The 12,815-nt window shown below is 64.8% G+C and carries 11 protein-coding genes; 2 read left to right on the top strand and 9 right to left on the bottom strand.

Features of this window, described 5'->3' with window-relative positions; genetic code table 11:
• Window positions 1–175 precede the first annotated feature (175 nt).
• Both LV28_RS35435 and LV28_RS35430 read left to right on the top strand, forming a co-directional pair.
• Window positions 176–1,402 carry an amidohydrolase family protein gene (locus LV28_RS35435; RefSeq protein WP_023595877.1) on the top strand — a complete coding sequence of 409 codons (1,227 nt, stop codon included), beginning with the start codon at window positions 176–178 and terminating at the stop codon, window positions 1,400–1,402.
• Window positions 1,403–1,564: 162 nt separating this feature from the next.
• The gene (locus LV28_RS35430) at window positions 1,565–2,404 is read left to right on the top strand and encodes a bifunctional allantoicase/(S)-ureidoglycine aminohydrolase (protein WP_038617643.1); all 840 of its coding nucleotides are present in this window, start codon (window positions 1,565–1,567) and stop codon (window positions 2,402–2,404) included.
• A 50-nt stretch (window positions 2,405–2,454) separates the two neighbouring features.
• Here LV28_RS35430 and LV28_RS35425 read toward each other — a convergent pair whose 3' ends face one another.
• The 9 genes from LV28_RS35425 to LV28_RS35385 form a co-directional block, all read right to left on the bottom strand.
• On the bottom strand, window positions 2,455–3,345 hold the full coding sequence (locus LV28_RS35425; protein ID WP_038617645.1) for a LysR substrate-binding domain-containing protein: 891 nt from the start codon (window positions 3,343–3,345) through the stop codon (window positions 2,455–2,457).
• 125 nt (window positions 3,346–3,470) lie between these two features.
• On the bottom strand, window positions 3,471–5,252 hold the full coding sequence (gene ggt, locus LV28_RS35420; RefSeq protein WP_023595874.1) for a gamma-glutamyltransferase: 1,782 nt from the start codon (window positions 5,250–5,252) through the stop codon (window positions 3,471–3,473).
• A gap of 15 nt (window positions 5,253–5,267) precedes the next feature.
• On the bottom strand, window positions 5,268–5,804 hold the full coding sequence (locus LV28_RS35415) for a DUF1097 domain-containing protein (protein ID WP_023595873.1): 537 nt from the start codon (window positions 5,802–5,804) through the stop codon (window positions 5,268–5,270).
• Between the two features lie 28 nt (window positions 5,805–5,832).
• Entirely contained in the window at window positions 5,833–7,104 is a 1,272-nt protein-coding gene (locus LV28_RS35410; protein ID WP_080685114.1) for an amidohydrolase family protein, read from the bottom strand.
• A 258-nt stretch (window positions 7,105–7,362) separates the two neighbouring features.
• Complete coding sequence (locus LV28_RS35405; RefSeq protein ID WP_038617648.1) at window positions 7,363–8,007, bottom strand: response regulator; 645 nt, start codon at window positions 8,005–8,007, stop codon at window positions 7,363–7,365.
• Complete coding sequence (locus tag LV28_RS35400; protein WP_048806354.1) at window positions 7,998–9,119, bottom strand: PAS domain-containing sensor histidine kinase; 1,122 nt, start codon at window positions 9,117–9,119, stop codon at window positions 7,998–8,000. Before LV28_RS35400 ends, LV28_RS35405 begins: the two co-directional genes overlap by 10 nt.
• Window positions 9,120–9,343: 224 nt before the next feature.
• The gene (locus LV28_RS35395) at window positions 9,344–10,969 is read right to left on the bottom strand and encodes an AAA family ATPase (RefSeq protein ID WP_023595868.1); all 1,626 of its coding nucleotides are present in this window, start codon (window positions 10,967–10,969) and stop codon (window positions 9,344–9,346) included.
• 62 nt (window positions 10,970–11,031) lie between these two features.
• On the bottom strand, window positions 11,032–11,769 hold the full coding sequence (locus tag LV28_RS35390) for an alpha/beta hydrolase (RefSeq protein WP_023595867.1): 738 nt from the start codon (window positions 11,767–11,769) through the stop codon (window positions 11,032–11,034).
• 119 nt (window positions 11,770–11,888) lie between these two features.
• Entirely contained in the window at window positions 11,889–12,779 is an 891-nt protein-coding gene (locus LV28_RS35385) for a LysR family transcriptional regulator (RefSeq protein WP_023595866.1), read from the bottom strand.
• Window positions 12,780–12,815: the final 36 nt, after the last annotated feature.

The following is a 12,815-nucleotide window of genomic DNA, read 5'->3' as shown; positions in this document are numbered from 1 at the left end:
TTTGAAAATCGAATGCGTTGTATTTTGATATTTAATTTGTCGATGCGGGATCGCTTCGCTATCTTGTGAGTCTTTCCCCGCCGTTTCATCGTTTCACCTCCCAAGAGACCTCGCGGCACTGGCGCCACGTCACGCAACGCCAGCGAGGCCAGGGGCATGCAACAGAGGCCGTTCCATGACTTACCGCGTTTTCGTTGGCGCCGTCGGTGCCGACGGCAGCCCCCTGTCCCTCGCTACGCGCGACGGTCGCTTTACCTACGTTGGTCCACAAACGCCCGACACCGCCCACGCTCAGGTCATCGATCTTCAAGGCAAGCTGGTGCTGCCCGGCTTCGTCGACGGCCACATCCACCTGGACAAAAGCTTCGTGGGCGATCGCTGGCGACCGCATCGCCCCGCTTCGACACTGCGCGAGCGGCTGGCCGCCGAGAAGCAGGAAATTGCCGACGCCGCCCCCATGGAAGATCGCGCCGACGCACTCATGCGTCAGTGCGTATCGTTCGGCACGCTTGCCATGCGCTGTCACGTCGATGTGGACGCCAGCACGGGCCTCACGCATTTGCACGCGGTCATGGCCATGCGCGACAAATGGCGCGAGTGGCTCGACATCGAGCTCGTGGCGTTCCCCCAGGCCGGCGTGATCCGTTGCCCCGGCACCGCAGCGGTGCTAGAAGCCGCCGTGCGCGAGGGCGTCCAGGTCGTGGGCGGCATCGATCCGACCACGCTCGACGGTGATGCGCACGGTCAGCTGGATGTGATCTTCGGCATCGCCGAGCGGCACGGCACGAAGATCGATATCCATCTGCACGAACCCGGCGACATCGGCCTGGCACAACTGCATCGCATCGCGGCACGCACGCAGGCAGCCGGGTTACAAGGGCGCGTGTCGGTGAGCCATGCGTACGGTCTGGGCGACATCGGTGCGGCAGCGCTCGACACTGTGGCCCGGACGCTTGCCGACGCCGGCGTGTCGATCATGACGAACGCCCCCGGCGATCGTGCATTCCCGCCGATCCTGCGCCTTCGCGAAGCGGGCGTGCGTGTCTTCACGGGCAACGACAACATTCAGGACAGCTGGTGGCCGTACGGCAACGGCGACATGCTCCAGCGCGCCATGCTCATCGGCTACCGCTCCGGCTTCTACACCGACGACGCGCTGCACGTGGCGCTGGACATGGCCACCGAATCGGCCGCCGCGGTCATCGGCAAGACGGATTACGGTCTGCGTGCCGGCAATGAGGCAAGTTTCCTCGTCTTCGACGCACCGAATGCCGCTGCGGCCGTGGCCGCCGCACCGGCCGCGCGCGCGGTGATTCGTCGCGGACGTTACTGGGGCGGACCCGCGCCACTCGCGCTCGATCCGGCCCTGTTGCGGGACACAGCAGGGTCCACCCCGACCTGACTGTCATGCGCGATGTCGTGGCCTGCGCGAGGCCACGGCGCCGTTCTCGATCGTCGCGCCAAGGTGAAGCGATCCGCGCGCGCCCCCAGGTGCGGATCGTTGCCTGCGAGCCCCGCGACGAGCGATGGGGAGAAAAACAGAATGCATCAGGAGCCATCAACCATGTCGAAGACTAGTTATTACGCGCCTCACGGCGGGCATCCGGGCCAAACGGAACTGCTCACCGACCGCGCCATGTTCACCGAAGCCTACGCCGTCATTCCGAAGGGTGTGATGCGCGATATCGTCACCAGCCATCTCCCGTTCTGGGACAACACCCGGTTGTGGGTACTGGCCCGCCCCCTCTCTGGCTTTGCCGAGACGTTCGCGCAATACATCATGGAAGTGGGTCCCGGCGGCGGCAGCGACAAGCCCGAGCAGGATGACAAGGCTGAAGGCGTGCTGTTCGTCGTCGAAGGCGAGATCACCGTGACCATTCAGGGCAAGGCAAACACGCTTGCCCCCGGCGGCTATGCGTTCGTTCCGCCGGCCACCGACTGGCAGCTGCGCAACCACAGCCAGGGCACCGCCCGTTTCCACTGGATTCGCAAGCACTACCAGGCCGTGGAAGGCCTGCCATATCCCGAGCCATTCGTGAAAAACGAGCAGGACGTCGCGCCGATCCCGATGCCGGGCACGGATGGTCGCTGGGTGACCACGCGCTTCGTCGACATTCAGGACATGCGCCACGACATGCACGTCAATATCGTGACGTTCCAGCCGGGTGGCGTGATTCCGTTTGCGGAGACGCACGTGATGGAGCACGGACTGTACGTGCTCGAAGGCAAGGCCGTCTACCGACTGAACCAGGACTGGGTGGAAGTCGAAGCCGGCGACTTCATGTGGTTGCGCGCTTTCTGTCCGCAGGCCTGCTATGCCGGCGGCCCGGGCCCGTTCCGCTATCTGCTGTACAAGGACGTCAACCGTCACATGAACCTGACGCTGGGCATCCAGCCGAAGTAATCCCGCGGCCCGGCACTGCCGGGCCGCATCGCCCGACACGCACGCGTCGCTCACTTCGACGCGCGCGCTTTCGTGTCCAGCATTCCCGTCAGCACCTTGGCCAGCGCGACCACCATGGGGTCGGCGCTCGGGCGGTGGAAGATGGCAAGCTCGAATGCGTCGACCACCGGCAACCCCTGAGCGCGACCAAGCACCTCATGCCCCGGCAAAACCGCGCGCGGGGGCACGAGGCTGATTCCCATTCCGTCGGCCACCGCCCCCTGAATACCGCTCAGGCTCGAGCTCGTGAAACTGATGCGCCAGTTGCGTCCCATCGATTCGAGCGCATGGATCATGTCGTCGCGGTAGAGACCGCGTGTCGGGAAGGTGACGAGCGGCACCGGATCGAGCGCGAACGACGGATGCTTCGCACTGTCGATCCACGCGAGCTTCTCCGGCCGGCTGGCCACGGCTTCGCGACTGTTGCGACGCTGCTTGACCAGAACCAGATCGAGTTCGCCGTGATCGTAGCTACCCAGCAAGTCCCGGCTCAGACCGCTCGTGACCTCGAGCTTGACCTGCGGATATTGTCGATTGAAGCGGGCGAGCACCTGCGTGGTCGCCCCCGTGGCAAAGTCCTCCGGCACGCCCAGACGCACCGTCACGGCCACGACCGCCCCCGAGAGCGCTTCGCACATCTGGTCGTTGAGCGCGAGCATCTGACGGGCGTAACCGAGCAGCAATTCCCCCGCATCGGTGACATGCACCTCGCGGTTGCCGCGATCGAGCAGCTTGTGCCCGACCATGTCTTCGAGACGCCGCACCTTCTGGCTCACGGTCGATTGTGTCGAATGCAGGCGTGCCGCCGCCATGGTGAAGCTGCCGCAGTCGGCGACCATCATGATCGAGCGCAACAGATCCAGATCGAAGATCGGACAATTCGATTTCACACTGCCGGCCATGTGATGTATTTACGATTGCAATGGATGGCATCTCTTGTATCACGTACAACGAACGTCCGGCAACTGGAGTTCGCTGCGTGGCCGGGCGCACGACACGGCGAAGCCGCGCCCGGGCACGCCACGCGTCAAAGGCCCAGGGCACGCCCATCGCTGCGAGGGTCGTGCGCCCCCGTCATCTGTCCGTGCGAACCGAGACGAATCGCCCCGGGATGCCCGGCCAACTGACTTTGGGGGGGCAGCGGGCTGATCTCGTGTCCCCGCGCCGCCAGCGCGGCGAAGACTTCGTCGCCCGCGTCCTGTTCGAGCTTGAGGCTGTCGCGGCTGTCGGAGAACGTTTTGCCGAGCAGGAATCGCGGGCGGCGCAGCGCCGTGAGCGGATCCATCTCGTAATCGATCAGGCGCGTCAGCACGGCGGCGAGCGTCTGCGGCTGACCGTCGGCGCCCTGTGTGCCGTATAGCAGATGCGGGCGGCCTTGCTTCAGGTACATGCCCGGATTGAGCGTGTGAAACGGGCGCTTGCCGGGTTGCAGGGCATTGGGGCTCTTCGGATCGACGCTGAACGCGGCGCCCCGGTTGTGCCACAGCACACCGGTGTCGCCAAGCACCACGCCACTTCCCCAGTCGAAGTACACCGTTTGCAGCATGCTCACGCAATTGCCCTGGCTGTCGACCGCGCCGATGTACACCGTGTCGCCGGTGCGGTACACATGCGGCCACGGCATGGCGTGGTCCATGCGGATGCTGCGGGCATGTGCGTCAAGCGTGGTGCTCGAGAGCAGTCGGTCGACCGGCACGTCACCGAAGTCCGGATCGGCCACGTAGCGGTTTCGGTCGATGAAGGCGAGCTTCACTGCCTCGACCAGGACGTGATAGTAATCGGCACTGCCCTCCGGCATCGATTTCAGATCGAAACGGTTGAGAATGCCCATGATTTCGAGGGTGGTCACTCCCTGCGTGGGTGGCCGCAACCCGAGCAGTTCGCCGTCGCGATACGCAACGCGTAACGGCACCTCCTCGCGTGCCCGGGCTTTCGCCAGATCGCCAGCCCGCAATGGCGAGCCGATGCGCTTCAGCCCCGCGGCGATGCGCCCGGCGAGGTCGCCTTCGTAGAATTCCCGTCCGCCATGCGTGGCAATGCGGTCCAGACTGCGCGCGAGCGCCGGTTGATGGAATCGCTCGCCCGCCTGAGGCACCCGCCCGTTCGGCATGAAGACGGAGGAAAAGCCTTCCCATCCGGCGATGTCGTTGGCACGAAACGTCTGCCAGAAGTGTTGCGAAGGCGTGACGGGAAAGCCGTTCGCGGCGTACTCCGTGGCGCGCGCGAACAGCGACGACCATGCCTGCCGCCCTCCCCATTGATCGCGACTGAGCGCGAATGCCTTGTCCCAGACCGCGACGGTGGCCGCCGTTGTGAGGGTGGCGCCCGGCCCCCGCACCGGAATCGGGGTGCCTGACGACAACCCCACCGGCAACGCCGCCGGCGCCTGCCCAATACCCGAGAGCGTACGCACATTGCCGTCGCTATCGCTGATCACCATGAACGCATCGCCACCCAGACCGGTGAAGTGCGGGTAAGTGACGCTCAGCACCGCGCCGATGGCGATCGCCGCCTCGATGGCGTTGCCTCCCGCGCGCAGCACCTCGAGCCCGGCCTCGCTTGCCAGTTCGTGCGGACTGGTGACCATGCCGTGCGTTGACTGCGCCAGGCGCGGACCGGCCGGCGCGTTGCCTTCGGCGCGCATGGTCGCCGGGGCCGCGGCCACCGCTTCGGCCGCCTCGGCGGCGGCGATCGGCATGACCGCGCTGCCGGCCAGCGCCGCCGTGCCCATCAGAAAGTTGCGCCGCGTCGTACTGGCGGTGTCGCCGGTCGCGCCCGTCGGTGCCGTGACTTTTTGTGTGAACGTCATGCCGTCTCCCCTCGATCAGACTTCCGCCTTCCAGCCCTTCCAGAGGCGTGGATGCGTGACTTCCGGTGCCGAGTACCGCTCCTTGACCCAGGCATACACCGGCCCCAGCGCGTTCATCGCCACGGCCGCGCCGAGCGCGGCATACGGGTCTTGCGCCACCGGGCCGAAGCCGCCGAACAGTGTGGCGAAGTACGTGGCGAACCCGAAGAACATGCCGGGAATGAAGTTGAGCTGCGGGAAAACGCGCGCGAGCGCCATCATCGATCCGTTGCCGACAAACAGGATCGCCATCTCGGCGAGCACCAGGGCGTTGCCGCTGAACTGCGTGGCCGCCTGCCTGAACCCCAGCACGATGAGAAACGCGAAAAATGCGCCGACAGGCAGCGTCGCCCAGATGCGTTTGAGGTTGACCAGCGTCGGCCCTCCCATTGCAAAGGTGGCAGCCCAACTGATGAAGATGGCCCATGGCGGCAAGTGCAAGGGCAACATCGCGATGGGGATGGTGGTGACCGCAAGCAATGAGGCGACGACTTCCGCAGGCAGCTTCTTCATGATTGTCTCCTTGAGTTATGTGGGAACTTCACTGCGCACAACAACATGAATGCCGGTGAATCTCGCAGCTGTGCTGCGTCACGACCGTGATGCGGCCGCGTTTGATCACCCACAGGCGTGGCGGGATGTCGAGCAGCGCATCGGCCACCCTGAACGTATCGAGAATGATGAGATCGGCTTGCTTGCCCACCGCAATGCCGTAGTCATGCGCCAGCCCGATGGCACGCGCCGCGTTGTACGTGCCCATGTCGAGAATCGCCTGCTGATGCTCCGGCACGCCGAACTGGGCCACGTGCGCGAGCAGGTTGCCGATCTGCAGCATGTCGGCCTTGCCGAACGGCGTGAACGCGTTGCGCACGTTGTTCGACGAGTACGCCACGTTCACCCCGGCACTGTGTAACGCCTTGACCGGCGTCAGGCCGCGCCGCGGGTTCTGCGTGTCCTTGCGCCCGCCGAGGTACAGATCGGTCGCCGGCAGCGTCACGATGCTGATGCCGGCCAGCCGGATCTGTTCGATCACCGGCGCGAGTGCATCGTTGTCGAGTGCGCCGAGGCTCGTCACGTGTCCGAGCGAGACGCGCCCCTGATAACCGGTGTCGATGGTTCTCCGGGCAATGTAGGAGATCGCCGCGAAGCGTTGATCGCTGGTGTCGTCGGCGAAATCCGCATGCATGTCGATCGGCGCGCCGAAGCGCTGCGCGAGCTCGAACACGATGTCGATGTGGCGACGGGTGTCGTCCCAGTTCAATTCGTTGTAAGGACATCCGCCGACCACGTCCGCCCCCATGCGCAAGGCATCGATCATCAGCTCGTAGGTGCCTTTCGACTTGAGAATGCCCTCTTGCGGAAACGCCACGATCTGCAAGTCGAGCAGGCTGTCGTACTCGTCCTTGAGCGCGAGCAGTGTTTCCACGCCGATCAGCCCCTGGATCAGATCGACGTCCGGGTGCGCGCGCACGGCGGTGGTACCGTTCCTGATCGCCATGTCGAGCACCTGGCGCGAGCGATCGAGCACGTCTTCGCGCTCCTGCTTGCTCTTGAGAATGCCGGTCACGCGAATCGCTTCGTCCAGCGTGCCGAAACGCGCAGGCAGGCGGCGGTGCAGCAGCGCCTTGTCGAGATGCAGATGCGCCTCGATGAGCCCGGGAATGGCGGCACGGCCCTGCGCGTCGATCTGCTCGTCGGCGCTGGCGTCGATGCCCGGCTCCATCGCGGCGATGCGTCCGCCCTCGATCGCGATGTCCACGAGCGGCGCGTCGTCGCGCACGCACACGTTGTTGATCAGCAGGTCCACATGCATGGTGCGGTCTCCTTACTTCACAGAGTTGAACGGATCAGCTGGCGAACGCCGGCCGGGTGGCAATGAAAGCGTGCCCCGGCCGCGTAGCCGGCGCTGATCGCGCCTGCCTCGCATCGGGGCTTGAAGCAAGATTAGAAGCGCGCCCGCGGAAGGGGCATCGGGATTTGCTGGTTTTCGTCTAGGAATTTCCCTAGACGCGCTGCAGCATGCGGAAGCGCAGGAGGGAGGATGGCCCGGCGCGTGGTCCGCGCCGCGGCGTCAGGCGTCGGTGCCGGCGACGATCAGGCCGTGCTCGATGGCGTAGTGCACCAGTCCCGCGGTCGATGGGATGTCCATCTTTGTCAGGACGTTCGCCTTGTGGGTGCTGACCGTCTTGGCGGAGAGGGACAGGCATCGGGCGATGTCGTTGATGCCATTGCCCTCGACCAGCATCTGGAAGATCTGGAATTCGCGTGCGGTGAGCCGGGTGTGCGGCAGCGCTTCGGCAGGCTGCTGAAGTTGTCGAACGAGCTTCTCGGCGACCAGCGGCGAGACGACGGTGCCCCCGCGCGCCACACGCCGGATGGCGCTCATCAGTTGCTCCGACTCGGCATTCTTGGTGAGGTAGCCGGCCGCGCCGGCCCGGATCGCCTGCACCGCGTACTGCGATTCCCGATACATGCTCAGCACGAGAATCGGCAGTGTCGGATAGCTGGCCTTGATCTGGGCGATCAGTGCGATGCCGCTCTTGCCGGGCATCGACATGTCGAGCAGCAGCACGTCGACGGCGCTCAGGCGTAGTCGATTCAGGACGTCGTTGCCATCGACGGCTTCGGACGCCACGCTCATGTCGGGCGCCGTGGAAATGATCTTCTTCAGGCCATCGCGAATGATCGCGTGGTCGTCGGCAATCATCACTCGCATGACCACCCCGCTGCGTTGGTGATTGTCGCGGCATTCGGCGCGTCCGGGCGATCCGTCGCTGCGGCGGCCGAGCGGGCGGGGATACGAACGCTCACGCGCGTGCCCTGCCCTGGCGCGCTTTCGATGTCGAACGCACCGCCGAGCATCAGTGCGCGCTCGCGCATCCCCATCAGGCCGAGGCGCTGTCCATGGCTCGCCTGCGCGGTATCCATGCCCCTGCCGTCGTCGGCAATGCTCACATGGCAGTGGCCCTCGCGCAGATCGAACACCACGCGCACGTACGACGGTTGTCCGTGACGACTCGCATTGGTGAGCGACTCCTGCACGATCCGGAAAATGGCCGTGCTGCACTCGCTGTCCAGGCACGCCGTCACCGTGTCAGGCATGACCAGTTCGCAGGGCAGGCCGTGACGCTGCGAGAACGTCTCGGTGAGCCATTCGAGCGCGGCGTGCAGACCGAGTTCGTCAAGCACGGCGGGGCGCAGGTCGGCGGCGATGCGGTGCACCGCATCGATCGTCTCGTCGACCAGATCCTTGAGCATCTGGATGTGCGCGGCCCGATCGTGCGCCGATGCGTCGGGCTGGGTCTCGAGGTAGCTCAGCCCAAGACGCAGGCCGCCAAGCCATTGACCGAGTTCGTCATGCAGTTCGCGAGACAATCGTGTGCGCTCCGCCTCGCGCACCGTCTGCAGGTAGGCGGAGAGTTGGCGCAACTGTGCGCGGGAATCGAGCAACGCCATTTCCGAGCGCTTGCGATCGGTGATGTCGCGAGAAATGCCGACAGTGCCTACGATGCGACCATGCGCATCATGCACGGGCATCTTGACCGTATCGAACCAGTGCGGTGTGCCGTCTGGCCCGGGCCGGCTTTCCTCGTAGCGGCGTCGCACGCCACTGGCCACCACCGCCCTGTCGGTCGCCAGGTAGACGCGCCCCCATTCGGAGGCCCAGACCTTGTCCGGTGTGCGACCGATGATTTCGGCTTCCGTGCGGCCGCAGGCGGCCATGAAGGCCTCATTGACCAGGATGTACCGCGACTCGGTGTCCTTGAGCCAGGCCTGGTCCGGGATATTGTTCAATATCGCCCGGTGCAGTTCACCATGCGTCTCCACTGCATCTCCTTGCCTCGCCGATCGAATGGCGCGGCGCAGCAATCTCATGGGCGCACAAGCCGCGATGCGCTTGCGTCCACGGCAAGCCGACAAGCCGGCGCCGGTTCGGCTCCAATATAGCCAGACGGGCGCCCGCGCGCGCCTCTAGTTTTCCCGGATATCGACATGCTGCAAGGTGTCATGAATTTCCGTGATGCGCGCACTGCGCTCGCCGCCGGGGTATGTCATGCGTCGTAGCCACGAAACAGCCCGCACAGCCGGAACACGTCCTCCGTATAAGGGATGTCCTTGACCTTGCAGTAGCGGCTGGCGAGCTTCATGAGCTCCTTGATGTCGCGCCCGCTGGCCTTCGGATAGCGACTCGCCAACGTCTCGATCAGGCTGTCGTCGAGATACGCCCCCACCTGCTCCGCCTGCATGCGCCAGAGCCGGCGCGCGTGTTCCGGGCAAGGCGTATCGTAGTGGATCGTGGCGATGCAGCGCGACAGGATGGCGTCGTCGACATCGCCGCTGCGGTTCGTCGTCATGAAGAGCAAGCCGTGGAAGTACTCCAGCGAGCGCAGGAATTCCGCCACGATGGCGTTGTGCTCCAAATCGTTGTCGCGGCGCCGGATGTACACGTCGGCCTCGTCGAGCAGCAGGATCGCGTTCCAACGCATCGCGCGACGCAGGATGGTCATGAGTGTGGCCCCTACCGACGCGGCGGTGGTGCCCAACTGCCCAGAGTGCACGCGATACAGCGGCTTGCCCACGACCTCCGAGTAGATCTCGGCCGTCAGGGTCTTGCCCAATCCGGGCGCTCCCTGACACAGAATCGTGGCGCCCCCCGATTTCCCGGGCACGAAGTCCGGCATCATCACGTTCATGTTCGACGTGAGGATGTCGATCAGGTCATGATGGTGCGACGGCAGCACGAGCTTGTCGCGCAGCCCCGGCTGGTACTCGTACTCGGTCATGTTCTGCACGTGTACCCAGAGATTGCGATGCCAGTCGAGATGAAACACGTGCACATAGCAATGCAGCGGTATCGTCTCGAACGCCCGGTCGATTTCGGCGTTGCGCCAGAAGTCCGCATCGCACGCCATCTCGAAGTTGCGCTCCAGCCGCTCTTCGTCGTTCACGCACCTGGCCGCCGTACCGTCCACCACGCGAATCAGTTCCGTCACCCCCTTCGGATCGACGGAGAACGCCGCGCGACGAATGACGAATTGCGCGCCGAACGCGCGCTGCACTTTCAGGAAGCGTTGCGCGTGCTGCTCGTACTCGTGCTTGAACTCGGCACACTCCTTGTAGAAACCGAACTCGGCCAGCAATTCGGGAATCGTGCGGTTGGCGATGTCGTCGCGCGTGAAAACGAGCGAGGTCGTCATGCCGGAACGGCGCAAGCGCTGCTCCGTCAGGTTCGAGTTGGCCGACTGCATCGTGTTCGCCAGCATGTCGATGACGACATACGGCGCGCCCTGCTCCGGCTCCACGTAGCGCAGGCGCCGCACGAGCCATGGCAACAACGCGCCGTCGCGATGGCGCTGGTACAGCCAGCCGTCGATGACGTCGCGCGCGAGGTAGGCGACGAGGCCCGGCACCAGCTTGTCCAGGCTGGGGATGACGCGTGCCTGCGGCGCGTTGTAAGCATTGTCGAGCGCGAGCATCTGAAACATCAGCGCGCGTTCGTTCTGCGTCTTGCACAGGAGGTAGAGCGTGTTGAGCGACTTTGCGTCGAACCACTCGCTCGACACCATCATGTTGCCCCGGCACACACCATAGGCGGTCAGTTGTTTGCCCAGCGCCGAATCGGCGCCGATCAGTTGCAGCAAGGGATGAATCAGTGACTCGGGAATTTCGAAATCCATGAACGGCACTCCCCGTAAGGCGGTGTTGCCCGTGCGTGCTGTGCGTTGTGGCAGCGCGCGTGTCAGGCGAGGAAGAAATCGATGGCGCGTGCCACGACGCCCGGTTCGATGATGTGCAGCCCATCGAATTCGACGTACTCCACGTCATAGCCTGCCGCCTTGAGCTTTTGGGCGTTTGCGCGACCGCTGGTCGCAATCGGCAATTGTTCGTCGATCAGGCCGTGCGCGACGAAGACGCGCGGCTGTCCTTCCTGCATGAAGATGGACATGAAGCCGCCCGAGAACGCAATGACATGACTCGCGATATCGCCATTCGTCACGCCGATCGACAGCGCGTAGCTCGCGCCGTCGGAGAAGCCCGCGAACGCCACTCGGCCAGCATCGATGCGATACCGCTGCGCCACGATGCGCAGCGCCTGCTCGAGACGCTCGAGATCAGGGCCGTTGCCGCCGATCACGATGTCCCACGTCGGAAAGGTCGAATGCGGAGCAAGCACGAGAAACTTGTGTTGCCGGGCATGCGGTTCGATGTGCGGCAACACCTTCTCGGGGAACCCGCCCGCACCATGAAACATGACGAAAAGTGCGACCGGTTGGTCCGTCGGCAGATCCGGCGGCACATACAGTACGGCGTCGCGCGTCTCACTGAGGCCGAGCGGGTGCCGCCCGGGAGGTAATGCGGCAAGGGCCGACGGGGAACTCGAAGGCGTGCCGGACTCCGCCTGCCCCGCCTCCGCCGCGCGGGAAGGCGACACCAGGACGTCTGCGGACATGCGGCCAAACAAGGAAGCGTCGAACATGGCGCGGTGATTGTCTCGTGATTGTCGATATTTTTGATATATTGTATATCACGAATCTTCCCCATTGCGGTACGGAATCGACACGCCGACACACGTGACATGCGAGCCGCGCGCCAGCCCTATTCGGCCATATAGCTCGTCAATCCGGCCACGAGCGCATCGAATGTCACCCGACAGCGCGGATTCGCACGCAGGTCTTCGTGCATCGCGACCCAGGTGGGAAGCCTGAAGCGAAACGCCGCGGGGAGCAAGCGAACCAGCCGGTTGTCACGCCGCGCGAGCGGCACCTGGCAAGCACCGATCCCGTACCCGGCGCGCAGCATGGCGAGTTGCGCCAGATCGCTGTCGGCACGAAACGCGAAACGCTCTCGCGTCCAGTTGGGAAAGCGCCGAGTGGCCTCCCGCAGAAATGGCGTCATCCGATCGAAACCGATCACCGCGTGGTGTGCCAGATCGGCCAGCGAGGCAGGCTGGCCGTAACGCGCGAGATAGTCGTCGCGGGCATGCAAACCGATGTCGATGCTTCCCACGCGGCGTGCGACCAGCGCCTCCTGCTGCGGCGGCGCCATGCGCACGGCAATGTCCACCTCCCGATGCAGCAGATCCTGAATGCGGTTCGTCGGCACCAGCTCGATGATCAGTTGCGGATGCGCGCGCCGCAGTGCGCTCAGGATCGGCGGCAGGACTTCCACGCCCACGACCTCGCTCGCCGAGATGCGCACGACACCGCTCACCCCGTCGCCATGACTGGCGGCCGCGCGCTCGAATGCCTGTGCCGTGTGCTGCATCGCCTGCGCGTGCGCGCGAAGCGCCTGTGCCGCATCCGTCGGCTGCAATCCCGTCTGCGAACGGGTAAACAGCGACTGTCCGATCGCTGCTTCGAGCGCCGCAACATGCCGCCCGGCCGTCGGTTGCGTCATGCCGAGCACGCGCGCCGCGCCCGAGAGCGATCCCTCGGTCAACACGGCGAGAAAGGTCCGATAGAGATCCCAGCTCAGATGCTCAGTCATACAAAAATGTTTAACCGATAGATGATTTACGGTAAT

Origin of the sequence: Pandoraea pnomenusa (assembly GCF_000767615.3) — a bacterium.
GTDB classification, from domain to species: domain Bacteria; phylum Pseudomonadota; class Gammaproteobacteria; order Burkholderiales; family Burkholderiaceae; genus Pandoraea; species Pandoraea pnomenusa.
Note: the sequence above shows the minus strand (reverse complement) of the source record. Positions and strands in the feature narration are given on the sequence as shown.